20 protein-coding genes are annotated in these 24,066 nt (G+C 70.7%); 14 read left to right on the top strand and 6 right to left on the bottom strand.

Features of this window, described 5'->3' with window-relative positions; genetic code table 11:
- Positions 1-22 precede the first annotated feature (22 nt).
- Positions 23-670, top strand: a complete 648-nt coding sequence (locus BJ982_RS03085) for an NUDIX hydrolase (RefSeq protein ID WP_184876354.1) — start codon at positions 23-25, stop codon at positions 668-670.
- Here BJ982_RS03085 and BJ982_RS03080 read toward each other — a convergent pair.
- Positions 667-1,200: a HEAT repeat domain-containing protein gene (locus BJ982_RS03080; RefSeq protein WP_184876352.1), complete on the bottom strand. Its 534-nt coding sequence runs from the start codon at positions 1,198-1,200 to the stop codon at positions 667-669. The two genes, BJ982_RS03085 and BJ982_RS03080, sit on opposite strands and share 4 nt — an antisense overlap.
- A 164-nt stretch (positions 1,201-1,364) precedes the next feature.
- On the opposite strand from BJ982_RS03080, the gene BJ982_RS03075 reads away from it, so the two are divergent.
- Positions 1,365-2,555, top strand: a complete 1,191-nt coding sequence (locus BJ982_RS03075) for a MarP family serine protease (RefSeq protein WP_184876350.1) — start codon at positions 1,365-1,367, stop codon at positions 2,553-2,555.
- A gap of 45 nt (positions 2,556-2,600) precedes the next feature.
- Here BJ982_RS03075 and BJ982_RS03070 read toward each other — a convergent pair whose 3' ends face one another.
- The 4 genes from BJ982_RS03070 to acs form a co-directional block, all read right to left on the bottom strand.
- The gene (locus BJ982_RS03070; RefSeq protein WP_184876348.1) at positions 2,601-3,092 is read right to left on the bottom strand and encodes a DUF309 domain-containing protein; all 492 of its coding nucleotides are present in this window, start codon (positions 3,090-3,092) and stop codon (positions 2,601-2,603) included.
- Positions 3,089-4,015: an alpha/beta fold hydrolase gene (locus BJ982_RS03065; protein WP_184876346.1), complete on the bottom strand. Its 927-nt coding sequence runs from the start codon at positions 4,013-4,015 to the stop codon at positions 3,089-3,091. The genes BJ982_RS03070 and BJ982_RS03065 overlap by 4 nt, the downstream gene beginning before the upstream one ends.
- Positions 4,016-4,023: 8 nt before the next feature.
- A complete protein-coding gene (locus BJ982_RS03060) occupies positions 4,024-4,536 on the bottom strand; it encodes a phage holin family protein (protein WP_184876344.1) in 513 nt (170 codons plus the stop codon).
- Positions 4,537-4,720: 184 nt separating this feature from the next.
- Positions 4,721-6,697, bottom strand: coding sequence for an acetate--CoA ligase (gene acs, locus BJ982_RS03055; RefSeq protein WP_184876342.1), 1,977 nt, complete (start codon positions 6,695-6,697; stop codon positions 4,721-4,723).
- Between the two features lie 722 nt (positions 6,698-7,419).
- Here acs and BJ982_RS03050 point away from each other — a divergent pair.
- From BJ982_RS03050 to BJ982_RS40845, 8 genes are all read left to right on the top strand, one after another.
- Positions 7,420-8,208 (top strand): Fic family protein, encoded by a 789-nt coding sequence (locus BJ982_RS03050; protein ID WP_184876340.1) that lies wholly within the window; start codon positions 7,420-7,422, stop codon positions 8,206-8,208.
- Between the two features lie 1,463 nt (positions 8,209-9,671).
- On the top strand, positions 9,672-10,964 hold the full coding sequence (gene ssd / locus BJ982_RS03045; protein ID WP_184876338.1) for a septum site-determining protein Ssd: 1,293 nt from the start codon (positions 9,672-9,674) through the stop codon (positions 10,962-10,964).
- Positions 10,961-12,115 (top strand): TadA family conjugal transfer-associated ATPase, encoded by a 1,155-nt coding sequence (locus tag BJ982_RS03040; RefSeq protein ID WP_184876336.1) that lies wholly within the window; start codon positions 10,961-10,963, stop codon positions 12,113-12,115. The genes ssd and BJ982_RS03040 overlap by 4 nt, the downstream gene beginning before the upstream one ends.
- A 311-nt stretch (positions 12,116-12,426) precedes the next feature.
- Positions 12,427-13,179, top strand: coding sequence for a type II secretion system F family protein (locus tag BJ982_RS03035; protein ID WP_184876334.1), 753 nt, complete (start codon positions 12,427-12,429; stop codon positions 13,177-13,179).
- Between the two features lie 435 nt (positions 13,180-13,614).
- Positions 13,615-14,196, top strand: a complete 582-nt coding sequence (locus BJ982_RS03030; RefSeq protein ID WP_239123267.1) for a type II secretion system F family protein — start codon at positions 13,615-13,617, stop codon at positions 14,194-14,196.
- A 436-nt stretch (positions 14,197-14,632) separates the two neighbouring features.
- Positions 14,633-14,941, top strand: a complete 309-nt coding sequence (locus tag BJ982_RS03025; RefSeq protein ID WP_311772219.1) for a DUF4244 domain-containing protein — start codon at positions 14,633-14,635, stop codon at positions 14,939-14,941.
- A 673-nt stretch (positions 14,942-15,614) separates the two neighbouring features.
- A complete protein-coding gene (locus BJ982_RS40235; RefSeq protein ID WP_184876330.1) occupies positions 15,615-16,133 on the top strand; it encodes a TadE family type IV pilus minor pilin in 519 nt (172 codons plus the stop codon).
- Between the two features lie 9 nt (positions 16,134-16,142).
- Positions 16,143-16,526, top strand: a complete 384-nt coding sequence (locus BJ982_RS40845) for an Rv3654c family TadE-like protein (protein WP_376697681.1) — start codon at positions 16,143-16,145, stop codon at positions 16,524-16,526.
- A gap of 364 nt (positions 16,527-16,890) precedes the next feature.
- On the opposite strand, the gene BJ982_RS03010 is transcribed toward BJ982_RS40845, so the two are convergent.
- Positions 16,891-19,209, bottom strand: coding sequence for a DNA 3'-5' helicase SftH (locus tag BJ982_RS03010; protein WP_184876325.1), 2,319 nt, complete (start codon positions 19,207-19,209; stop codon positions 16,891-16,893).
- Between the two features lie 155 nt (positions 19,210-19,364).
- Between BJ982_RS03010 and BJ982_RS03005 the strand changes: the two genes are divergently transcribed.
- The 4 genes from BJ982_RS03005 (at position 19,365) to BJ982_RS02990 (ending at position 24,019) form a co-directional block, all read left to right on the top strand.
- Positions 19,365-19,715, top strand: a complete 351-nt coding sequence (locus BJ982_RS03005) for an STAS domain-containing protein (RefSeq protein WP_114029683.1) — start codon at positions 19,365-19,367, stop codon at positions 19,713-19,715.
- A 2-nt stretch (positions 19,716-19,717) separates the two neighbouring features.
- Positions 19,718-20,185, top strand: a complete 468-nt coding sequence (locus BJ982_RS03000) for an ATP-binding protein (RefSeq protein ID WP_184876323.1) — start codon at positions 19,718-19,720, stop codon at positions 20,183-20,185.
- A 925-nt stretch (positions 20,186-21,110) separates the two neighbouring features.
- A complete protein-coding gene (locus BJ982_RS02995; RefSeq protein WP_184876321.1) occupies positions 21,111-23,447 on the top strand; it encodes a sodium-translocating pyrophosphatase in 2,337 nt (778 codons plus the stop codon).
- A gap of 89 nt (positions 23,448-23,536) precedes the next feature.
- Positions 23,537-24,019, top strand: a complete 483-nt coding sequence (locus BJ982_RS02990) for a SixA phosphatase family protein (RefSeq protein WP_221482264.1) — start codon at positions 23,537-23,539, stop codon at positions 24,017-24,019.
- The last annotated feature ends 47 nt before the right edge of the window (positions 24,020-24,066 follow it).

Below are 24,066 nucleotides of genomic sequence, written 5' to 3'. Positions count from 1 at the left end.
TGCTCCCCGCAGGAGGTATGGCATGAGTGATCCCGTCCCCGGCTGGCTGACCGACCTGGCGGCGAACGCCGCCGACCACCCCGTCCCCGCGCCCCTGCGGCCTCCCGCCTCCGGAGGACGCGCCGCGGCGGTCCTCCTGCTCTTCGGCCGGTCGTCCGACGGCCCCGACATCCTGCTGATCCAGCGCAGCGCCCGGGGACGCAACCACGCGGGCCAGCCCGCCTTCCCCGGCGGAGGAGTCGACCCCGGCGACGGCGGCCCCGTGGGCGCCGCCCTGCGCGAGGCCGAGGAGGAGACCGGCCTGGACCGCGCCGGGGTCCGCGTGCTCGGCACGCTGCCCGAACTGTACGTCTGGCGCAGCGACAACCGGGTGACGCCCGTGCTGGCCTGGTGGCACACCCCCTGCGCCGTGCACGCCGCCTCGCCGGACGAGGTGGACGCCGTGGCCCGAGTGCCCCTCGCCGAGCTGGCCGACCCCGGCAACCGCCTCGGCCTGCGCCTTCCCGGCGGCTACGCCGGCCCCGCGTTCCGGGTGCGCGGCATGCTCGTCTGGGGCTTCACGGCCGGCGTCCTGAACGACGTGCTGACGCTGACCGGCTTCGCACGCCCCTGGGACGACGGCAGGGTGGAGGACCTCCCGCCCGAGGTGCTCAGGCTCGCCCGCCGCTAGGGGAGGATCAGCCCGAGCGCCGCCCAGTCGGCGACGTCGTCGTCCGGGTCGCGGGCCAGGCGCCGCAGCGCCGCGAGCCCGGCCGGGTCCGGCGGGCGCCCGAGGACGTGCGACAGGGCGTACGCCGCGCCGTACCGCACGGTGGCGTCCGGGTGCGTGGCCAGCTCGATCACCGAGGGCAGCGCGCGCGGGTCGCGCAGGTGCCCGAAGGCGATCAGCACGGCGTGCAGCACGCGCACGTCCTCCTCGCAGGCCGCCAGGTAGCGCAGCACCGACAGGGTCTTGTCGATGAACGGCCGCTGCGGCGCGCCGAGCTCCCCGAGGATGTCCACCCCGAGCACCCGCTCGGCGCGGTGGTCGCCCGCGCACAGCCGCCTGGCCTCGGTGAAGGTCTCCGCGTCGCCCCGCCCGTGCAGGACGCTCACGGCCTTCCAGCGGATCGGGCCGTCCGGGTCTTCGTCGGCGAGCGCGATGGCGATCAGCTCGCCCACGGTGCGCGACGTCAGGGTGTGGGCGGTGTCGGCGTTCATGGTCGGCGTCGGTCGCGGGCCCCCGGAGGACGGGGAGGCGCGTGTGCCCGTGCCCGGGTGCTCGTGTGTGCGACCCTCGCTCGATCCCCCGATCGATACCATGCCGCCAACGATATCGAGCCAAGGCGTGCACGGCGTGTGGCCGCGCTGGATACCGTTGAAGCGTGAGCGGCGATCTCCTCGATTTCATCCTGATTGTTCTCGTGATTGCCTTCGCCGTGTCGGGCTACCGGCAAGGCTTCATCATCGGGGCGTTCAGCTTCCTGGGCTTCGTCGGCGGCGGGTTCCTCGGGGTCCTCATCGCGCCGCCGATCGCCCACGCGGTCGTCGACGCGCCCACCGACCAGGCGCTGCTCGCGATCGTGATCGTGTTCCTGGCGGCCGTCGTCGGGCAGTTCGCCTGCTCCACGATCGGCGCGGTGGTCCGCAGCCACATCACCTGGGAGCCCGCGCGCACGGTCGACGCGCTCGGCGGCACGTTCACCAGCGCCTTATCGGTGCTGGTCATCGCCTGGCTGATCGGCTCGCTGCTCTCGGTCGCGCCGTTCCCGTGGCTGCGCCAGCAGACCAACGGCTCGCTGCTGCTGCAGACCGTCGACGCCGCCATGCCCGAGCGTGCCAAGGCCTGGCGGCTGTCGTTCAAGGAGTTCGTCGACACCTCCGAGTTCCCGCAGGTGTTCAACGCGATCGGCAACGGCGGCATCATCGAGGTCCCGCCACCCGACGCCAGCGTGGTCAAGGGGCCGGGCATGCAGCGCGCCCGGCGCGCGATCGTCAAGGTGCAGGGCACCGCGCCCGCCTGCCGCAAGCGCATCGAGGGCACCGGGTTCGTCTACGCGCCGAACCACGTCATGACCAACGCCCACGTGGTGGCCGGCGTGACGCAGGACCTGCGGGTCACCGACGCCGAGCGCGACGGCCACGACGCGCAGGTGGTGCTCTACAACCCCGATCGGGACATCGCCATCCTGTACGTCCCCGACCTGAACGTCACGCCGCTCAAGTTCGACTACACGCCCGAGGAGCAGGGCAGCGCGATCATCGCCGGGTTCCCCAAGGGCAAGGGGTTCACCACGAGCGCGGCCAGGCTCCGCGGCACGCAGAACGCCAAGGCGTCCGACATCTACTCGCGCAAGACCGTCACCCGTGAGGTGTACGCCATCCGCGGCCTGGTGCAGCCGGGCAACTCCGGCGGGCCGCTGCTCACGCCGACCGGGCAGGTGTACGGCGTGATCTTCGCGGCGGCGACCGACCAGCCCGACACGGGGTACGCGCTCACCGCCAAGGAGGTGCGCCCGGACGCCGACACCGGCAGCGGCGCCACCACCCACGTCGACACCCAGGACTGCGACTAGCCCGCGCCGGCCCGCCGGCGATAAGGGCGTACGGCGGGCTCGCGGTCAGCCGGCCTTGAGCACGCCGGCCAGCAGGCCGATCGCGTCCGCCGGGTCGTCCGGCGGGCGCTCGGCCAGGCCGCGGGCCACGCGCACGGCCTCGGCCAGGTCCGGCGCGCCCGGGTGCGGCTCGCGGGCCGCGTACTCCGACACTCGGGCCGCGCCCCGGCCGAGCAGCGCCGCGGCGCCCCGCGCGTTGCCCCGCTGCAGGTGCGTCAGCCCCACGCAGATCTGCGCCAGACCCTGCCACAGCGGCCGTTCCCGCTCCGGGCCGGTCTTCCACCGGGCCTCCAGCACCTCGTGGGCGTGGAAGGGCCGTCCCTCGTCGAGGTAGGCGGCGGCGTCGGCCAGCGCGCGGCCGGCGCTCGGGGCGTAGTCGTCCGGCACCCGCTCGACGCCGGGCGTCCCCTTGGGCAGGGGGCGGCCGAACTCGTCCCGGGGCCGGGCGTTGCGCGGGCGCCCTAGGGGATCGCGGTCCCTGGCGCCGACCCCGGTCATCGGTCCGGCTCGGGATCGGCGAGCCAGGTCAGCAGCTCCTGGTCGAACTGCTCGGGCCGCTCCTCGTGCGGGAAGTGGCCGGCCCCTTCGATCAGCCGCCAGCGGTACGGCGCGGCGACGTACCTGCTGGACCCCTGGGCGGTGCGGGGCAGCGTGCACGTGTCGAGCGCGCCGTGCGTCTGCAACGTGGGCATCTCCAGCTCGGTGCGCATGAGCTTGCGGTACCGCTTGCCGTCCGGGCGGAACTGCGAGCGCACGAACCAGCGGTGGTATTCGAGCGCGCAGTGGGCGACGGTGGGGATGCCGAACACCTCGCGGTAGGTGCGCGCCTCGTCCTCGCCGGGCCAGTGCGGGCCCGACCAGTCCTCCAGCAGCCGCCCGACGCGGGCCGCGCCGTCCTTGGTCAGCCTGCGCTCCGGCAGCAGGGGGAGCTGCGCGCCGAACAGGTGGCCGCTGGCCCTGAGCTGCCCGAACGGCTCGGTGAGCAGGGCCTGGCGCAGCCGCAGCGGGTGCGGGGCCGAGACCACGGCCAGGCGGCGCACCACCTTCGGGTCCAGGGCGCCCATGGTCCAGGCGACCAGCCCGCCCCAGTCGTGCCCGACGACGACCGCGCAGGTCTCGCCGAGCGCGCGGATCAGCCCCGCCATGCTGCCCGCGAGGCTCGGCAGGTCGTACCCCCGGGGCGGCTTGTCGCTGGCGCCGTACCCGCGCAGGTCCACCGCGACCGCGTGGTACCCCGCCCCGGCGAGCGACGCCAGCTGGCGCCGCCAGGTCCACCAGAACTGCGGGAAGCCGTGCAGCAGCAGCACCAGCGGCCCCTCACCCGCCTCGGCGATGTGGAACATGCCGTTGCCCGCGTGCACCGAGCGGTGCGTCCAGGGCCCGGGGACCCGGGCCAGCGACTCGTCAGGGCGGGTGGCCATGGCGGGACTCACGGCCGCGGGCTCGTGTGCCCGGGATCGGGGGAGCCGGTCTCGGTGCCCACCGGCACCCGGTGGTGGCCCACCGTCCCGGCCCCGTACGGCTCGGCGCGGCGCCCGTTCGGCGCGGCCGGCTCGTCGTCCAGGTCGACGACCTCCTTGAGGTTCCTCAGGCTGCGCGCCGTGCGCTTCATGCCGGTGAGGCCCTTCAGGCGGCGGTAGCCGACGTACCCGAGCAGCAGGGCCACGATCAGGTAGAAGGCGGTGACGATCGTGAAGGCCAGCCAGTGCATCATGCCGAGCTGCACCAGCCCGTAGGCGATCGCGAACGACGCGAGGATGAGGCACAGGTGCAGCATGAACGCCGCCACGCCGAACAGCCCCGCGGCCGTGCCGACCCGCTTGGCGTCGAACTTGAGCTCGGACTTCGCCAGCTCGATCTCGGCGCGTACCAGGGTGGATATGTGGTTGGTCGCCTGGGCGACGAGGGCGCCGAGTGACTCCTCCTCGGGCGGTGCGGCCATGTTCGCTCTCCTATCGGATCTTTCCGGTCATATTCATCCTGCGTGATGACGCCTGTCGTCGCGCCTCCCGCTCCGGTTCCCTCGCCGGCGCCACGGAAGCCCGTCACCGGGGACCACGGGTGTCCGTCCCTGAAAAGCGTAGGGCGCGGATCCGCAGCCGGATCCGCGCCCTACCGAAGCCGGGTCAGTCCTCGGTGGACGCCGAGGGCAGCTTCTGGGAGATCAGGTTCATCACCGAGCTGTCGGCCAGCGTGGTGACGTCGCCGATGCTGCGGTTCTCCGCCACGTCGCGGAGCAGACGGCGCATGATCTTGCCGGAGCGGGTCTTCGGCAGCTCGGGCACGACCAGGATCTGCCGGGGCTTGGCGATCGGGCCGAGCGACTTGGCCACGTGGTCGCGCAGCTCCTTGGCGATGTCCGCGCTCTCCTCCGCGCTGCCGCGCAGGATCACGAACGCCACGATGGCCTGGCCGGTGATCGGGTCGGTCGCGCCCACGACGGCCGCCTCGGCGACCTTCGGGTGCGAGACCAGCGCCGACTCCACCTCGGTGGTCGAGATGTTGTGGCCGGAGACGAGCATGACGTCGTCCACGCGGCCGAGCAGCCACAGGTCGCCGTCCTCGTCGCGCTTGGCGCCGTCGCCGGGGAAGTACATGCCGTCGAAGCGCGACCAGTAGGTGTCGGTGTAGCGCTTCTCGTCGCCCCAGATGCCGCGCAGCATGGACGGCCACGGCTCGCGGACCACCAGGAAGCCGCCGCCGCCGTCCGGCACCGAGACGCCCTGGTCGTCCACGACGTCGGCGGACACGCCCGGCAGCGGGCGCATCGCGGCGCCCGGCTTGGCGGCCGTCACGCCGGGCAGCGGGCTGATCATGATGGCGCCGGTCTCGGTCTGCCACCAGGTGTCCACGACCGGGCAGCGGTCGCCGCCGATGTGCTCGCGGTACCAGACGTACGCCTCGGGGTTGATCGGCTCGCCGACCGAGCCGAGGACGCGCAGCGAGGACATGTCGTACTTCGCGGGGATGTCGTCGCCCCACTTCATGAACGTACGGATCGCCGTGGGGGCGGTGTAGAGGATGGTGACGCCGTACTTCTGGACGACCTCCCAGAAGCGCCCCTTGTGCGGGGTGTCGGGCGTGCCCTCGTAGATCACGCTGGTCGCGCCGTTGGTCAGAGGGCCGTACACGATGTAGGAGTGGCCGGTCACCCAGCCGATGTCGGCGGTGCACCAGTAGATGTCCGACTCCGGCTTGAGGTCGAACACCGCGTGGTGCGTCCAGGCCGTCTGGGTGAGGTAGCCGCCGGTGGTGTGCAGGATGCCCTTCGGCTTCCCGGTGGTGCCGCTGGTGTACAGGATGTACAGCGGGTCCTCGGCGTCGTGCTGCGGGGCCTCGTGCGTGTCGCTCTGCCGGTCGACCAGGTCGTGCCACCAGATGTCCTTGCCGGTCACCTGGACGTCCTGGCCGGTGCGGCGCACGACGAGCACGTGCTCGACGCCCGGGCACTCGGCGACGGCCTCGTCCACGGTCGGCTTGAGCGCGCTCGGCGCGCCCCGGCGGAAACCGCCGTCGGCGGTGATGACGAGCTTGGCGTCGGCGTCCTGGATGCGGCCGCTCAGCGCCGCCGCCGAGAAGCCGCCGAAGACCACCGAGTGGATCGCGCCGATGCGGGCACAGGCCAGCATCGCGATCGGCAGCTCGGGGATCATGGGCATGTAGATCGCGACGCGGTCGCCCTTGCCGACGCCGAGCTCGGTGAGCGCGTTGGCGGCCTTGCTGACCTCGCGCAGCAGGTCGGAGTACGTCAGGGTGCGGTTGTGGCCGTCGGGCTCGCCCTCCCAGTGGTAGGCCACCTTGTCACCGCGGCCGGCCTCGACGTGGCGGTCGACGCAGTTGTAGGCGACGTTCAGCGTGCCGCCCACGAACCACTTGGCGAACGGGGCGTTCCACTCCAGGGTGGTGTCCCAGCGACGTCCCCAGGTCAGCCGGTCGGCCGCACGTTCCCAGAAGCCGAGACGATCGCGCTCCGCCTCGTCGTAGGCGTCGGCCGTGATGTTGGCGGACGCCGCGAGCTCCGCCGGCGGCTCGAAGCGGCGGGTCTCGTGCAGCAGGTTCGACAGAGTCTCCTGGGTCTCACGACCAGGGGTTTCCGGGGCCACAACGTACTCCTTCACATGGCCTTGCTCGATACGGCTGGTTCCCACTCCACCAGTCTCGAGGCTGTGGGGACAAGAGGGACGGACGGGCGGTGGCGGGCCGTCACCGGGCACGCGCACTTCACAAAGGACTTAACCAAGAGTCACAAAAGCAGCGGATTCGTTGTGGGAATGATATCCAATGACAAATACCATGCGGACCCGGGGCTTTCTCCGCGCCGTTCGTTGAACGGCGCGAACCGCGCGCCGAGCGGTCTTGCCGATTCGCGGATCATGTGTCTCTTGGGCTGTTCCATGCGGTCTTGTGAACCGGTCCACACATCCGACGGCTTGTGTCGGCGACGCCTTGACCCTGTGTTGACCTGCGTCAAAGCCTACTGGCGGGTAGCGGTGTGGCCGGAGGGTGTCCGGTCCGAGGTTACCCGTAGGTAGAGATGAGGTGGGCTCTTCTTCTGTCGGCGCGCAGGGCGTCTTGGAGAGGGTCGCTCTCGGTGGGACGCGGCTTCGTCCAGGGTGATCTCAGTGTGACAGATGGCCATCTGGGGCACTTCATGGCATGTCATGGCAAGTCGGGTCTGTTGCGCCAAGGGGTCCCGTTCGGGAATTCGGGGGCCAGTGGGGACATTGGGGTTTTGGGCCTTGGCCGGGTCCGGATAAGGGGCATTTCGGGCTACGCGCCGGGGGTGCCGGAGCGCCCCGTTTACCCGCAGGTAGGGTCGGGAGGCGTGAGCGACCCATTGGCAGTCATCGCCGGGCTCCCCGGCGTCCCCGAGGCCGTCCAGGAGGCACGCGCCGCGGTCGACCGGCTGTACGGCCACCGCGTCCTGCGCCGCCGCAGGCCAGAGGTCTCCGCGGAGTCGGCCCTGCGCGGCGCCCGCGCCTCCGCTGCCCTCGAAGGCGACGACGTCCCGCTGGAGACGCTGCGCTCCGGGGAGGCCGGGCAGGCGCTCGCCCAGGGGGCGCTGCGCGTGTCCGCCGAAGTGGGACGCCTCGGGGCGACCTGGCGGACCGCGCCGCGGCAGGTTCTCGCGCGGCTGCACATGCTGGCCGCCGCCGGGGTCGTCGCCGGCGAGGATGCGCTCGGACGCCCGCGCACCGGCCCCGCGACGTCGGATCTCCAGGGCCTCGGCCCCGCCCCCGGCGCCGAGGCCGCCGCGGCCCGCGTCGCCTCCCTCGTCCAGCTGATCACCACGCCGACGGAGGCCCCCGCGCTGGTGCTCGCCGCGATCGCGCACGCCGAGATCGCGGTGCTCCGCCCGTTCGGGACGGCGGACGGCATCGTCGCCAGGGCCGCCGAGCGCCTCACGCTGGTCGAGTTCGGCCTGGACCCCAAGTCCCTCGTCGTGGTCGAGGCCGGTCACGTCGAGCTGGGGGAGTCCTACGGGGAGAGCCTGCGGGGCTACCTGAAGGGCACCTCGGAAGGGGTCGCCGGCTGGGTGCGGCACTGCGCGGAGGCCGTCCGGCTGGGCGTGCGCGAGTCGGTCGCCGTCTGCGAGGCCCTCCAGCGCGGGTGATCGAGCCGGGGTCCGGGGGGCGTTCTCCCGGGGTGATCGATCGGATCATTGGGGGTGTGTACGGGTCGTTCCGAAGCTGTCAGCTGATCGGCCCGTAACCGGCATTTCGGTTTCCAGGGCCGCCGCGACGCCGTTCGCCGCCCGGCTGGCGGGTCGCGGCGAAGAATTTCCCGCCGTGACGTCGGGCGTGCGGCGAGTATTCGGAGACGATTGGTGGCCCACAGGAAGGTTTCCCGTCACGAGGGGTGTCCTAACACGGCCTCAGACGAAGCGAACGGCGTCCCGTGTGTGGGACGCCGTTGCCAGTACGCCACACCGGGTTACCAAGCGTGCACCTTGAATCAGTCGGAGCGGGTCAAGCCCGTCTCGACACGCCTCCCGCGGCTGGTCGCGCGTGGGTACCCGGCTGACGTACTCGGACACATGGTCCGTGCCACCTTTGTACGTCGGATTCGACCTGATGGGAACCCCTCGGAGCAAGACCTTTACCGACTCCTGGCGTTGCCGCGCCCCCGGAGCGGGGTACGCGGGTTCCGCCGGCCGTCCGGCCGCCCCGGGGGATTCGCCGGGCTCCTGACAGGCGCCAGTGAAACGTCTCTGATCACCGTCGGTGATGACGGCGGGTGGGGCCGATTTTCGCGTACTTCCAGTAGCCGCATCGCTACGGCTGAAAAAAACTAGTGGAAATCAGAGATTGCTCCTCGACGAAACTTGAGTTCATCGGGCACCATACGTGGGTGTCCACATGACTGTGGCGAACGGTCTTGGGAAAGTTTTGACCTTCCCGTGCCGCGCCGCAGTCTCCGCGGACTGAAAACTTTCTTCTGAAACGGGACCGGCTCTACCCCCCCGGAGCCGGACCGGTTGGCGACCCCCGCTCTCCCCCCCCCCCCCCCGGCGGGGGTCGCCTCTTTTCTCCCCCGTTTCCCTCCGTTCCTCCCCTGCGACACTTCCGCCCCAGGACCACCCCCAGGCACCGGATCCACCGCCCCCGGCCATCGCCCCGCTCCCAGGCGCGCCTCGTCGATACGTGCCCCACTGGCCCCTCGCCGGGTATCCGCCCCATGGGCCCCCGGTCACCGGTATCCGGTCCACAGCTCCAGTGATTACGGTGGTGCTTTCCCACGCCAGGCTCGGTCCCGCCTTGCTCCGCCCACCCTGCCCGGCTCCGCCCAACCCAGTCGGGTCTCGCCCAGCACCCGGCCCCGCCCAGCCGGAGCGCCCAGCACCCGGTCCCGCCTTGCTCGGCTCCGCCTAACCCGGTGGACCTTCGCCCAGCATTCGGCCCCACCCAGCCGGGGGCGCGCCCACGCACTCGGCCCTGCCTTGCCCTGCCCAGCTCGGCACGGCACGGCACGGCATGGGCTGAGACCTGGCACGTTATCCACAGAATCCAGTTCGGGAGCCTTGGGTGGGCGTGCGAGCGCGCACAGTGGTCCTCCACCGCAGGAAGGGAAGGACCCATGCACCGCCCACTGGTGATCACCGAAGACCAGGAACTGCTCGACGATCTGCTGCGCGTCGCCGCCGCGGCCGGCGTCGAGATCGACGTGGCGCACGCGGCGGCGCACGCCCGCCCGTACTGGAAACACGCCCCGCTCGTGGTCGTGGGAGCCGACGCCGCCGACGCTCTCGCCGCCACCGGCCCGCCTTCCCGGCCAGGCGTGCTGCTCGTGACCCGCGCCTCGGACGACCCCGCGGTCTGGCGAAGATGCGTGGCCGTCGGCGCCCAGGAACTGCTTCGGCTGCCGTCCGAGGAAAGGCGCCTGGTGGACGAGCTCGCGGAAGCGTCCGAGCCCTCGGCCAGAGCCGGAGAGACCATCTGCGTCATCGGCGGACGCGGCGGCTCCGGCGCCAGCGTGCTCGCCGCGTCCCTCGCGCTCTGGGGCTCACGGCGAGGGTTGCGCAGCCTTCTCATCGACGCCGATCCGCTCGGCGGCGGCATCGACGTCGTCCTCGGCCAGGAACAGGCCACCGGCGCCCGATGGCCCGACATCGCGGAGCGCGAGGGCAGGGTCAGCTTCGCCGCGCTGCAGAAGGCGCTGCCGACGTTCGGAGAGCTCACCGTGCTGTCCTGGCACCGCGGCGAGTCCCCGCCCATCCCGCCGGAGGCCATGCGCGCCGTCCTGGGAGCCGCCCACCGCGGTTGCGACCTGATCGTCGTCGACCTGCCCCGCCACATCGGCCCCGCGGCGGCCGAGGCGCTCTCCCGAGCGGCCTCCACCCTGCTTCTCGTCCCCGCCGACGTCAGAGGCGTCCTCGCGGCCTCCCAGGTCCTGATCGAACTGCGCCGGCACACCTCAACCGTCGCGGCCGTCGCCCGCGCGGGCACTCTCCACCCGGACGTCATCTCCACTTCCCTCGGCATCCCCTGCGCAGGCGTCCTCCCCGACCAACGAGGCGTCTCCGAAGCCCTCAACCGCGGCGACGCCCCGCCCCTAACCCCCCGCACCCCTCTAGCCCGCTTCTGTACCACCTACCTAACCCCCCGCATCTCAGCCCACCACCCCACCAACCGTCCGAACTCTTCAAAGCCCGAGAGCGCACGCCATCGCACGACCGAGCCCTCGGACTCACTGAGAAGCGAGAGCTCACGCCGCCGCGTCGCGGAAGGCTCGGGCCGCCCTCTCCTGAACGAGACCTCACGCCGGCTCACCACCCCTACGCCATGGCCACTCACCGCCGGGACCGCACGTCACTCCACCGGCCGGCCCTCGCGCCACGGCGTTTTTGATCACCGTGGGGAGCCGGGATGAGCCGGGTGAACGTGCCGCCCGAGCTCGTCGAGGCGGTGAGGGTGCGCCTGGCCAGGACGGCGGCGGAGCCCACCGCGGCCCAGGTCGCGGCCGCGCTGCGCGCCGAACGGGCCGTGCTGGGCGACGCCGAGGTCCTCGCGGTGGCGCGCGCCCTGCGGGCAGACCTCATCGGCGCGGGCCCGCTGGAGCCTTTGCTGGCCGAGCCGGACGTCACCGACGTGCTCGTCAACGGCGCCCGCGAGGTCTGGGTCGACGACGGCCACGGCCTGCGCCGCACGCCGGTGGTGTTCTCCTCCGAGGACGAGGTCCGGCGGCTGGCCCAGCGGCTCGCCGCGGCGGCCGGGCGGCGCCTGGACGACGCCTGCCCATACGTGGACGCGCGCCTCTCCGGCGGGGTACGCCTGCACGCGATCCTTCCGCCAGTGGCCCCCGAAGGAACGTGCGTATCCCTCAGGCTCCCGCCCCGCCGGTCGTTCACGCTGGAGGAACTGGTCCCAGGCCCTGGCGCCGCCGCCGTACGCGCGATCATCGCCGCACGCCTCGCCTTCCTCGTGACCGGCGGCACCGGCACCGGGAAGACCACCCTTCTCTCCGCCATGCTGTCCCTCGCCGATCCGGGCGAGCGGCTGCTCCTTGTGGAGGACTCCTCAGAACTGCGCCCGCTCCACCCGCACGTCGTCCGCCTGGAGACACGCCCGTCCAACCTGGAGGGCGTCGGCGAGGTCACGTTGCGCGACCTGGTCCGCCAAGCCCTGCGCATGCGCCCCGACCGGCTGGTCGTAGGGGAGGTCCGCGGCAGCGAGGTGGTCGACCTCCTGGGTGCCTTGAACACCGGCCACGAGGGCGGCTGCGGCACCTTGCACGCCAACAACCCCGCCGACGTCCCGGCGAGGCTGGAAGCCCTCGCCTGCGCCGCCGGGCTCACTCGCGAGGCCGTCCACAGTCAGATCGCGGCGGCCCTTGATGCGGTGATCCACGTGGTCCGCGACCCCGGCGGCGGACGACGCCGAGTCGCAGAGATCTGCACGGTCGAGCGGGCTCCCTCAGGCCTGATCGAGATCACCCCAGCCCTGACCTTCCCCGCCAACGGCCCACCCACCCCCGGCCCCGCGCTTCCCTCCCTACGCGCCCAAGCCCCCACCACTCCCTAAAGGAGCACCTGAGATAGCGGTACGTGAAGTGGCGGCAGGAATGAGGGCGTGACCGGCGGGACCGGTTCGGTCCGAGGCTGGGTTTTCGGATGGTGGCCTACAGCGGAGCAAACTCGAACGGGCCAGGAGGGGGCCGGGAGCGGGCTTGGCGCTCGGAATCACTCGAAGCTGGGCTCTCGGATGGCGGTCTATGGGGGAGAGAGCGCGGATGCGATCGGCGTAATCACTTCCTTCGCGGCAGCTTGGAGGGTCTGTGAAGGGAGTGGGCGGATTGGACCTGCCTGACGGCTCCTGCTGCCGGGGTCTGGATCATGATGGTCGGCTCGTTGGGTGAGGAGTTGGACGTGTTGTCTGTCGCGGTGGTTCTGGGCGTGGTCGCCGCACTGGTGTGGAGTGGGCCGTCCGGGGAGGTCGTTCGTCTGCGGGGACTGCTGCGCGCGGACGGTGTGCCGAAGCGGTGGTCATGGGCGCGTCCGGCGAGGATTGTCCGGTGGTCTGAGGGTGCACGGCGGGCCGCCGCGTGGCGAAGGGTCTCGATCGAGCTGTGCCAGGGGCTTGTGGCGGAACTGTCCACCGGTCGCACTCCGGGGGAAGCTCTCGCCCGTGCCGTCTCCTACCTCGACCCGCCGGACCCCGGCGTGCTCCGGCCGGTGGTCGCGATCGCCCGCGATGGCGGGGACGTCGCCGCGGCCCTGGAGCGTGCGGCCCCCGACCATGGCGGTGAGGGGCTTCTGCGCCTCGCCGCATGCTGGCGGGTTAGCCTGACCGTCGGTGGTGGGCTGGCCGCCCTGATCGACCGGCTGGGCACCTCGCTGCGAGAGGCGGAAGGCCACCGTTCCGAGGTCACGGCCCAGTTGGCGGGTCCCCGTTCGACCGCGCGCCTTCTCGCCGGGCTTCCGGCCTTGGGTCTGCTGCTCGCCGCCGGCCTGGGCCTCCACCCGCTGTCGTTCCTCTTCGGCGGCCCGGCCGGCTTCGCCTGCCTCGTGGTGGGTGTGGCGCTGGACGTCACAGGCTTGTGGTGGACGACCTGGCTCGCAGCCCGAGCGCAACAGACGGCCATATGACAACAGGAACCACCTCAAGAAGCGCCTGTAGAGCACCGTCCATGATCACAAGCTCTACTCAACTCGTCTGCCCGAGGGCGATCCAACCCGCAGAACAGGGGCGCAAGGTGTCCGGAGTGGGTGGCGAGAGATGCGATATGCGCTGTGCCGGGAGTACAGGACGGTCCTGCTCTTGGAGGGCGGGAGGGCTGGGGCGGGGTGGCGTGTGGTGGGGGCGGTCGGCGGTGTGATCTCGGGGGATGGGTGATGGGGATTCTTGTGGCTGTTGGGCTGGCGGGGTTGGCGGGCTGGTTCGCGGTCGGGGCGTGGGATCCTGCGGACCGGCTCGCCCGGCTGCGGAGTGGGTCTCACGGTCTGGAACGAGGTGACGAGTCGTTCGCGGATCAGGATGGGAACCCTCCTCCGAACCGTGGATCTCTAGGAGTACGGGACGCTGTGACGGTGGCCGGGGCCGCATTCGGGGGGTTGCTCTTCGCCGGTGTCTGGCCAGGGTTGCCGGTCGGCGCGGTCGTCGGTGCCGTGGCGGCGATCATGGCGCGTCGCCGGAAGCCGGGCGATGCCCGCAGGCGTGAACGACGCATCGTCGCCGACCTCCCGTACGCCCTCGACCTGATGGTCGCCTGCTTGAAGGCAGGTCAGCCCATCGGCGGTGCCGTAGAGGCCACGGCAGAGGCGATTCGCGGTCCTCTCGGCGAGCAACTGGCACGGGTCAATGGACAGTTGAGGCTCGGCGCCCGGCCGGAGGACGCGTGGCAGGCCCTGGAGCGTGAAGCTTCGCTGGCCGCTCTCGCGCGAGGGATGACACGCGCGGCGCTCAGCGGAGCCCCCGTCGCCGACGTTCTGGCGAGGCTCGCCGACGACGCACGCCACGAAGTCCGGACCGCCTCGTCGGCCGCCGCTCGGCGCGTCGGCGTCCAGGTCGTCGCACCACTGGGCCTTTGCTTCCTTCCCGCCTTCGTCTTCCTCGGGATCATCCCCGTGGTCGCCGGACTCGCCGCACAGGTCTTTCACGACTGAACCCCGGCAAGCACAGCCCACCTGCGGGATCGGCGGGTGGTAGACGCTCCACCTTGCGATCCGGCTGATCGACGTGAAGCCGAAGAAGGGTGGCGACGACAGACTTCTGCACACGTCAGGCTCCCTGCGGTGACAGGTCAAGCCTCGTCCGGTCGGGACAACACGGCAAAGCCGTCGTCGGTGCGTCGAGTGGGTTCTTCTTCTTGCGCGGGCGCGAGGCCGCGGGGCGGTCGTCGATGCGGTCCCTGGACCCGGCCGGCAGCCGAGGCGGCGGCTCCTAGGGAGCTTCCCCGTGGTGGTTGTCCACAGGCACGCGTGACTGTGGCGGATCTATCCACAGAACGTCGCTCGGGAGCCATTTCCCCTGGTCGTTTGAGGGACTCTCGTTGTGCGCGACGAGCCGAGGCGGCGGGCAGCCACGGCCGCGAAGAGACTCATGGGAGGTCCGATGAAGAGGTGGATCCGCGCGTTCGTCCGGCACGCACCGGCGGTGTGGTCGGCGAACAGGGCGCGTACGGTCAGGCGCCGGCTGCGGAGGTGGGCCGGGCGCTTCCGTGCTGAGGGGCGTCGGCTCGCGACCATTGCTCGGGCGCGGGCGGAGGCGGGCATGTCGACCGCCGAATACGCGGTGGGCACCATCGCGGCCTGCGCGTTCGCGGGGCTGCTCTTCAAGATCGTCAGCAGTGAAGAGGTACGCAAGATGCTGTCCGACGTCATCGGCCGAGCCCTGCAGCTGGCGGGTTAGAGCCCACTCGACTCGGTACCAGGCGACGGGCCGCTCACCGTCCTCCCTAGAAGACTCGGACGCCCGTCGCCACCCCCGATCCCTTTGATGCGCCTGCTTCAGGTGGCGCGTCGGACTGGCGACCTGAGGACATACCACTAGATCGGAGCGACCTGAGGGCATCCCCGCCCTTAGTCATACTCGGCCGGTACGGGGACTGGGGCGTCATGGCGAGAGACCTGGCGTCACCACAGATCGTTCAGGAAGACATTCGGCCCAGTTGGCGCCTCATTGCGCCACTGATCTCGACGGGCGGCTCTCCCAAGCCACTAAGTGCTAGGTGGCACGGCTGGAGTACGCCGACAACGGGCCTGAGTCAGGCCCTAATCGACTTCCGCGAGTAAGGGTTATGAGCGCCGTAAAAAACTGTCGCCATCAGGCTCTTGCAGTCAGAGTCATGTAAATCTACACAGGCAGGAACTATGTTGTGTTGTGGGAGGGGGTGGGTAGAAGGTGATTGCAATTAGGGTTTGGCGGATTTTCGCATTTGACGGCTATGCAACGTCATGGGACTTGTTGCCAGTATCGGTGTCACCGCCCGGTTGTGCCTCGTCGGTCTGGTCATCGGCGCTGTAAGTTTCACGCCGTTTAGTGGGTCAGCCGACTCGTGAGGATCAAGAGTTCAGGTGGCGGTATGGAGGTGCTCTTCGTGTTCAGCGTACTGAGGTGTCGTCCGCTGGGATCGGTTTCTTATGTGCTACGGCGTCTCGTGTCTTCTCTTTTGTGCAGTTGGACTCCGTACGGGGCTCGGCGTCGGGATAAGGGGTCTGTGACGGCTGAGACGGCGGTGGCGCTGCCCGCGCTTGTGCTTGTTCTTGGGGCGGCGCTGTGGGGCATCGCGGTCATCACGGCGCAGATGGAGTGCGTGGATGCCGCTCGAACGGGAGCTCGGGCCGCCGCCAGAGGTGAGCCATTGGACGGCGTGCGTGAGGCCGCAGCCCGTGCTGGTCCTCGTGGAGCTTCCGTATCGGTGGAACGGCACTCCCGAATCAGCCGAGTCACCGTCTCCGCCGCCATTCATCCTGGCTGGGCCCTCACCGTTCCACCCATCTCGGTCAGCGCCTCGGCCGTATCCACGACAGAACCCGGCGTGAGCGTGTCCGCCGGCACGGACGTGGAGACGGGCGCATCCATGGCCGGCCTGAACGAGTGATACCGAACGATGATCAGCTTCTGTCTGACCCGCTCGAACGCACGCGTGTCACGGGGGTGGGAACGCGGTGCGGGGACGGTTTGGGTGGTGGTGCTCATGGGGGTTGTCTGGTTTCTCGCCGGGGTCGCGGTGGTGGCCGGGGGCGTGCGGGTGACGCGTCATCGGGCGCAGGCAGCGGCGGACCTCAGCGCACTGGCTGCCGCGCGCCACGCGCTCGCGGAGCCTGAGGCGGCATGTGGTGTGGCACGCGATCTCGCCCATGCCAATGGGGCCACCGTGCGGAACTGCGTCCTCCACGACGGAACCGTGGACGTCACGGTCGCCGTTCATTTGAACGTCCCCTGGCCAGGACCACACACCCTCACCGCCACCGCCCGCGCCGGCCCCGTCTAGCCGTACGGCGAACGTGAGGACCGGTCCCGCTTATGAAACCGACCGGACCGGCCTTTTGAAGGCGGAGTTATGGGGGCCAGAAACAGGTCCAGGAAGGTTGGGGAGCCGGGTTGGTTCACGGGCTCTTGCACGTGCGGGATGGGCCCGGTCATCAAGGGGGCGGGGATTGTTCAGGGGTTTGTTGACGTGGAGGCTGATCGTGGCGATCAAGGTGGGCAGGGTCGGGCTTGGAGGTGAGAGGTTAGGGGGTTGATAGCGGGTTAAGGAGCTTTTGGGCGCGCCGGATATTTAAAAGGGGTGAACGTGCGGGTTGGTCCTGATCGTCAAGCTGGGGGCGGGGCGCGCCCGGAGGTGGAGTTATGGGTTATGGGGTTAGGAGGAGGTTTAGGAGGGTTTGGGCGCCGGGTTTGTTTAGGGGGTCGTTGGCGTTGCCGCATTTGGGGGATTGGATGCAGGAGGGGCAGCCGCGGTCGCATTCGCAGGAGGCGATGGCCTCGCGAGTCGCGGTGAGCCAGTCGCGGGCGCGGGCGTAGCCGCGTTCGGCGAAGCCGGCTCCGCCTTCGTGGCCGTCGTAGACGAAGACCGTGAGCAGGCCGGTGTCGAGGTGCAGTTCGGTGGAGACGCCGCCGATGTCCCAGCGGTCGCAGGTGGCGAAGAGGGGCAGCAGGCCGATGGAGGCGTGCTCGGCGGCGTGCGCGGCGCCGGCGACGTCGAGGCCGGCCGCCCGCAGGGGGGCCACCACCTCCTCGGGCAGCGTCCACCAGACGGCCCGCGTGCGCAGCGTGCGCGGCGGCAGGTCCAGGGGCTCCTCGCCGAGCACCTCGCCGGTCTGGAGGCGGCGCTTGAGGAAGGAGACGACCTGGCGGGTGACCTCGACCGTGCCGAAGTGCAGCTCGCCCGGCCCGAGCGGGTGGGATCGCACGGACTCCAGCACCGTGATGTCGGTCACGTCCCTGGCGAAGGTGGAGTAGTCGGGGGAGGCGGACGATACCAGGGCCACGCTCGCGTCCAGGTCGAGCTGCTCGACGACGTAGGTGCCGCCTTGGTGCAGGTACACCGCCCCGGTGTGGACGGCGGTGTGGGCGGAGGGTTCGTCCACGGTGCCGAGCAACCGTCCCGTGGACGCCTCCACGACGTGCACCGGGGGCCCGCCCGAGCCGCGGATGTCGGCGAGGTCGGCGGCGCGGTCCCTGCGCGTCCAGAACCAGCCCTGGGCGCGCCGGCGCAGCAGGCCGCGGGCCACGAGGTCGTCCAGCACTTCGGCCGCGGAGGGGCCGAAGGTGGGCAGGTCGGCCTCGGACAGCGGGATCTCGGCGGCCGCGGCGCACAGGTGGGGGCCGAGGACGTACGGGTTGTCCGGGTCCAGCACGATCGCCTCGACCGGCCGTCCGAACAGGGCCTCGGGGTGGTGGACGAGGTAGGTGTCGAGGGGGTCGTCACGGGCGATCAGCACGGCGAGGGCGTCCTGCCCGTCACGGCCGGCGCGGCCTGCCTGCTGCCAGAGCGACGCCCGGGTGCCGGGCCAGCCCGCGATGAGCACGGCGTCGAGCCCGGAGACGTCGATGCCGAGTTCCAGGGCGTTGGTGGTCGCGAGCCCGGTGATGGCGCCGGACCGCAGCGCCTTCTCCAGCGTCCGCCGGTCCTCGGCGAGGTACCCGGCGCGGTAGGCGGCGACCTTGGCGGGGAGCTCGGGCGAGATCTCCTCCAGGTTGCCGCGCGCGATGAGCGAGACCGTCTCCGCGCCCCGGCGCGAGCGCACGAAGGCGAGCGTGCGCACGTCGTCGATCACCAGGTCGCTCAGCAGGTCGGCGGTCTCGGCCGTCACCGTCCGCCGGACGGGGGCGCCGCCCTCGCCCCGCAGATCGGTCAGGGGCGGCTCCCACAGCGCGAAGGTGGTAGAACCCCTGGGAGAGGCGTCCGTGGTCACCTCGTCCATCTCAAGCCCGGTGAGGCGCATCGCCGCGACCGCGGGGTCGCTCACCGTCGCCGAGACGAGCATGAACACCGGCCGGGAGCCGTACTTGCCGCATATCCGGCGCAGCCGGCGGAGGATCTGCGCCACGTGGGACCCGAAGACCCCGCGGTAGCCGTGGCACTCGTCCACGACGATCATCTTCAGCCGCCGCCAGAACGACGTCCACGCCGAGTGGCGGGGGAGCATCGACCGGTGCAGCATGTCGGGGTTGGTCAGCACGTAGTTGGCGTGCCGCCGCACCCACTGGCGCTCGTCGGGCGGGGTGTCGCCGTCATAGGTCGCCGCGCGCACCTCGTCGAGGCCGAGGTCGGCGAGCGACCGGAGCTGGTCGGCGGCGAGGGCCTTGGTCGGCGTCAGGTAAAGGACGGTGCCTCCGGAGAGGATCTCCGACACGGCCGGCACCAGGTAGGCCAAAGATTTTCCCGACGCGGTTCCTGTGGCGATGATCACGTTTTGGCCACGATGTGCCAGGTCGGCGGCCATCGCCTGGTGCTCCCAGAGGCCGTCGACGCCCTGATTTCGCAGACGGCTGACAAGCCGCTGGTCAACCCACTCCGGCCAGCGCACATGACCCGCCTGACGTGCGGGAACGTGTTCCACATGGGTGACACGCTCCCGGCGTGCGGGCACCGCGAGCAGGCGTGTGAGGATCGGGCCTGGTCGCCTTGAGGGTGAAGTAGTCGCAGTCACTGGTTTCCAGTTTGGCATCTTGGGGGAGAGTCGCCCGGAGTCGTGATTTCGTATAGACACGAAGACGGGGCGTGGTTGAATGCCGCGCGTCAGGGTATTGCGCGCTGGGACCTGGGGTCCCAGCATGTCAGACCCCTCGTCGTGGACTCAGCAGGCAAGGCGCTGGAGGATCTGTGGATCTGAAGTTGGACCACCACACCGAAGACCGGCTCACCATCGTGGAAGTCGAGGGTGAGATCGACGTCTATACCGCGCCGAGGCTGCGTGAGCTGCTGATCGACCTGGTGAACAAGGGCAACTTCCACCTGCTCGTCAACATGGAGAAGGTGGACTTCCTCGATTCCACTGGACTTGGTGTCCTGGTCGGCGGGCTCAAGCGCGTTCGGGCGCACGACGGCTCCCTGGAGCTCGTCTGCACGCAGGAACGCATCCTGAAGATCTTCCGGATCACCGGTCTGACGAAGGTCTTCGGGATTTACGCCTCGGTCGAAGAGGCCAAGGAAGCTCACGGCCGAGACAAGTAGTCATGGCCACCGTCGAGCTGACGTTCAGTGCACTGCCGGCTCACGTTCGGACGGCACGGCTGGTCGCCACCGCGATCGCCCGCCGTACCGGGGTACCGGAGGCTCTGCTGGACGAAGTGCGGCTCGCCGTGGGTGAGGCCTGCTCTCGGGCAGTGGAGGCGCACCGCGTTCACTGCCCAGGCGAGCCGATCCGCATCGAGCTGTGCGACGAGTCGGGGCGGTTCGAGGTCACCGTCACCGACTCGGCCCCGAGTGACGACCTCGAACAGGCGTACAAGGACGGGGACGGGCCGCCGACGCCCGTCAACGGGACCGAGCTGGCCAGCCTGCTCCCGGCCGACACCTTGATGTCCGGGTTCGGCATCGCCGTCATCGCGGCGCTCGCCGACGACGTCGAGGTGTACCCGAGTGCCAAGGGGCTGCGGATCAGGATGAGCTGGCCCGCGACCGCCGGCTTCGCGACGGCCTGACGCGGCCCGGCCGCTCTCAGGGGCGCGGCGCCGGGACGCCTTGTGCCGTACCGGCCTGAGATCGACGTTCCGACACTTCCGAGCGCTTCGGACGAGAGTCCGGGCGCTCCGGACGGAGCCTCCGCAGACGACCGGTCCCGCCGTCCGCGGCGCTCGTCGTGTTTCGCTGTGTGACGTCCTGAAATGTCCCGACGCTCCGGTCCAGGACGGCATTCATCGCCCGCCGGCCCCGTCGCCGTGCCCGTGAGCAGGCGGCATCGCCGGTCCGCCGATGAAACGCGGGCGGAACGCGCCCGAACCCTCGCGCGCCTTGAGCGGTGGCCGCGCGAACGCGTATACGACGCGACTCCGGCCGTCGGGCACCACGCCGCATATAGCCCGGACTTTCCCCACATCGAGTGATGAGTGTGGCAGCCGCGAACTCCGGGGCACCTGGACGGCGGGTGGCGGCCGTGTGAAATGAGGGTGAAGAGATACCCGGGAAGGCGCCCGAAGGGTATTCGGAAGGCGTCCGGCGGGGGTCGCGGGAGGGCGGCGCGGGGCGGTCGATCGTGTCCGGGGGAGGGGTGAAGAGGTATGCCCAGGTAGTTAGGGACACAAAGTTCTGGCAATAAGTTTCTGTCCGAAAACCGGACGCCGGAGCGCATCGTCGCAGGAAAACCGTGTCGTTGCAGGGCAAAGCCCGGACGCTTACTGGACGGAGGCCTAATTAGCAGTCGCGAGAGGCTTCATATCTGACGCGTGCCTGCGTAGACTCCCCGCACCGGCCAAGGTTTTGTCCCCGCAGATCGACAGACGCCCTGCGGGATCTGCGGACGTTACCGGAAGCGGCACTGCCAATCCAGCTCGGATGCGCGCCGCCCCCCGAACTCATTCCGCAGCGCGGTCTGAGCTGTGGACCTACCCGTCTGGCCGAGGAGGACGGATGTCTAGGCTCTATCTCGCCGCTGACGACGCCGCAGCGGTATCCCTTAGCGGTTCCCATCTCACGATCGTGGTCGTGGTGGCCGCGGTGGCGCTGATCGCGCTGGCCGTCGCGGGCGGCCTCGTCCGCGAGGTGCTCGGCGCCGGTCAAGGCACCGAGCGCATGCAGAACATCGCGCGGGCCGTACAGGAGGGCGCTGCCGCGTATCTCACGCGGCAGTTCCGCACTCTGGCCGTCTTTGTGATCCTCATCCCGTTCCTGCTCTTGTTGCTGCCGTCGGAGTCGACCGGTGTGGCCGTCGGGCGCTCGGTCTTCTTCGTGGTCGGCGCGGTGTTCTCCGCGCTGACCGGCTTCATGGGCATGTGGCTGGCGGTGCGGGGCAACGTCCGCGTCGCGGCCGCCGCCCGTGAGTCCGGCGAGAGGCCGGCGATGCGCATCGCCTTCCGCACCGGTGGTGTGGCGGGCATGTTCACCGTCGGGCTCGGCCTGCTGGGCGCGGCCATCGTCGTCTTCATCTACAAGGGCGACGCGCCGAGCGTCCTGGAGGGCTTCGGCTTCGGCGCCGCGCTGCTCGCGATGTTCATGCGTGTCGGCGGCGGCATCTTCACCAAGGCGGCCGACGTGGGCGCCGACCTGGTCGGCAAGGTCGAGCAGGGCATCCCGGAGGACGACCCGCGCAACGCCGCCACCATCGCCGACAACGTGGGCGACAACGTCGGCGACTGCGCCGGCATGGCGGCCGACCTGTTCGAGTCCTACGCGGTCATGCTGGTCGCGAGCCTCATCCTGGGCAAGGCGGCCTTCGGCACGGAGGGCCTGGTCTTCCCGCTGATCGTTCCCATGATCGGCGTACTGACCGCCATCATCGGCATCTTCACCACGGCCCCGCGCAACGGCGACCGTTCCGGCATGGCGGCCATCAACCGCGGGTTCTTCATCTCCGCGATCATCTCGGCGATCCTGGTCGCCGTGGCGGCGTTCATCTACCTGCCGAGCACGTTCGCCGAGCTGAGCGGCGTGAGCGCCGGCGTGGCGCAGCTCGACGCCGACCCGCGCGTGATCGCCATCGGCGCGGTGCTGGTCGGCCTGGTGCTGGCGAGCGCGATCCAGATCCTCACGGGCTACTTCACCGAGACCAACCGCCGTCCGGTGAAGGAGATCGGCGAGAGCTCGCTGACCGGCCCCGCGACCGTCATCCTCTCCGGCATCTCCGTCGGCCTGGAGTCCGCGGTCTACTCCGCCCTGCTCATCGGCGGCGCCGTCTACGGCGCGTTCCTGCTGGGCTTCGGCAACGTGACGGTGGCGCTGTTCGCCGTCGCCCTGGCCGGCACCGGCCTGCTCACCACCGTCGGCGTCATCGTCTCGATGGACACCTTCGGCCCGGTGTCGGACAACGCCCAGGGCATCGCCGAGATGTCCGGCGACGTGGAGGGCGAGGGCGCGACGATCCTGACCTCCCTGGACGCGGTCGGCAACACCACCAAGGCGATCACCAAGGGCATCGCGATCGCGACCGCGGTGCTCGCCGCGACGGCGCTGTTCGGGTCCTTCAGGACAGCGGTCGAAGACAAGCTGGCCACCGCCTCGGCCGGGGTGAAGGACGCCCTGGGCCAGTTCTCGTCGTTCAGCCTCAGCGTGGACGCCCCGAACGTCCTCGTCGGCCTGGTCGTCGGCGCGGCGGTCGTGTTCCTGTTCTCCGGGCTCGCGATCAGCGCCGTGGGCCGGGCGGCCGGGCGTGTCGTGTACGAGGTCCGCGAGCAGTTCCGCACCAAGCCCGGCATCATGTCCGGCACCGAGCTGCCCGACTACGGCCGCGTCGTCGACATCTGCACCCGCGACTCGCTGCGCGAGCTGGCGACGCCGGGTCTGCTCGCCGTCATGACGCCGATCGCGGTCGGCTTCGCCCTCGGGTACGCCCCGCTCGGCGCCTACCTCGCCGGCGCCATCGCGGCGGGCACGCTGATGGCCGTGTTCCTGGCCAACTCCGGCGGCGCCTGGGACAACGCCAAGAAGCTGGTCGAGGACGGCCACCACGGCGGCAAGGGCTCCGACGCCCACGCGGCCACGGTCATCGGCGACACCGTCGGCGACCCGTTCAAGGACACCGCGGGCCCGGCGATCAACCCGCTGATCAAGGTCATGAACCTGGTGGCCCTGCTCATCGCCCCGGCCGTCGTGACCTACGCCGACAACGCCGCTCTGCGCGTCGGCGTCACGGTGGTCGCGGTGGCGGTCGTCGTGGGCGCGGTCGTGATCTCCAAGCGGCGCTCGACGAGCATCGCCCCGTCGAGCGACGACCCGCGTCCGCAGGTCGAGAGCGAGAAGGTCCCCGGCTGACCCGGGTCCTGATCGCCTGACGCAGAAGACGTACGGCCGCCGCCCGGGTTGGGCGGTGGCCGTACGCGTGTAATGGGATAGTTGGGCAGATGAACACGCTGATCGTCCTGAGACACGCCAAGGCCGCGCAGGTGCCCGGCCTGGCGGACAGGGAGCGCCCCCTGACCGGGCGCGGCGAGCGCGACGCCGGGCGTGCGGGGCGGGCGCTGAGGTCGCTGGGGCTGTCTCCCGATCTGGTGCTCTGCTCGCCCTCGCTGCGGACCCGGCAGACCGCCGAGCTGGCCCTGGCGGACCTGGCGCCCTCGGCTCCCCTGCACCTGGAGAGCGAGATCTACGAGGCGTACCCCGACGAGCTTCTCGAACTCGTCGGCCGGACCGACGAGGACGTCTCGACCCTGCTGCTCGTCGGCCACAATCCGGGCGTGCACGAGCTGGTGATGAACCTGTCCCTGTCGCACGACGACGAGGGGTTCCCGCCGGGGGCGTTCGCGGTGCTGGAGACGGACGGCTGGGCGGGCCTCGGCCCCGGGGACGGCCGCGTGGTGCACCGCTGGAAGCCCAGGGACGACTGAGCGCCCGCACACCCGTGGACGGCCGCCGGCGGGCCGTCCCGGGATGG

The organism is Sphaerisporangium siamense (assembly GCF_014205275.1).
GTDB classification, from domain to species: domain Bacteria; phylum Actinomycetota; class Actinomycetes; order Streptosporangiales; family Streptosporangiaceae; genus Sphaerisporangium; species Sphaerisporangium siamense.
The sequence above is the reverse complement of the archived record's forward strand: the minus strand, read 5'-3'. Positions and strand labels throughout refer to the sequence as shown.

Excerpts from the sequence above, each read along its gene's own strand:
- BJ982_RS03065 (WP_184876346.1), bottom strand. The coding sequence starts at position 4,015 with ATGGCCACCCGCCCTGACGAGTCGCTGGCCCGGGTCCCCGGGCCCTGG.
- BJ982_RS03070 (WP_184876348.1), bottom strand. The coding sequence starts at position 3,092 with ATGACCGGGGTCGGCGCCAGGGACCGCGATCCCCTAGGGCGCCCGCGC.
- BJ982_RS03080 (WP_184876352.1), bottom strand. The coding sequence starts at position 1,200 with ATGAACGCCGACACCGCCCACACCCTGACGTCGCGCACCGTGGGCGAG.
- BJ982_RS03035 (WP_184876334.1), top strand. The coding sequence starts at position 12,427 with ATGATGGTCGGCTCGTTGGGTGAGGAGTTGGACGTGTTGTCTGTCGCG.
- BJ982_RS03060 (WP_184876344.1), bottom strand. The coding sequence starts at position 4,536 with ATGGCCGCACCGCCCGAGGAGGAGTCACTCGGCGCCCTCGTCGCCCAG.
- BJ982_RS03010 (WP_184876325.1), bottom strand. The coding sequence starts at position 19,209 with ATGCCAAACTGGAAACCAGTGACTGCGACTACTTCACCCTCAAGGCGA.
- BJ982_RS03085 (WP_184876354.1), top strand. The coding sequence starts at position 23 with ATGAGTGATCCCGTCCCCGGCTGGCTGACCGACCTGGCGGCGAACGCC.
- BJ982_RS02995 (WP_184876321.1), top strand. The coding sequence starts at position 21,111 with ATGTCTAGGCTCTATCTCGCCGCTGACGACGCCGCAGCGGTATCCCTT.
- BJ982_RS40845 (WP_376697681.1), top strand. The coding sequence starts at position 16,143 with ATGATCAGCTTCTGTCTGACCCGCTCGAACGCACGCGTGTCACGGGGG.
- ssd (WP_184876338.1), top strand. The coding sequence starts at position 9,672 with ATGCACCGCCCACTGGTGATCACCGAAGACCAGGAACTGCTCGACGAT.
- BJ982_RS02990 (WP_221482264.1), top strand. The coding sequence starts at position 23,537 with ATGAACACGCTGATCGTCCTGAGACACGCCAAGGCCGCGCAGGTGCCC.
- BJ982_RS03025 (WP_311772219.1), top strand. The coding sequence starts at position 14,633 with ATGGGAGGTCCGATGAAGAGGTGGATCCGCGCGTTCGTCCGGCACGCA.
- BJ982_RS40235 (WP_184876330.1), top strand. The coding sequence starts at position 15,615 with ATGGAGGTGCTCTTCGTGTTCAGCGTACTGAGGTGTCGTCCGCTGGGA.
- BJ982_RS03040 (WP_184876336.1), top strand. The coding sequence starts at position 10,961 with ATGAGCCGGGTGAACGTGCCGCCCGAGCTCGTCGAGGCGGTGAGGGTG.
- BJ982_RS03000 (WP_184876323.1), top strand. The coding sequence starts at position 19,718 with ATGGCCACCGTCGAGCTGACGTTCAGTGCACTGCCGGCTCACGTTCGG.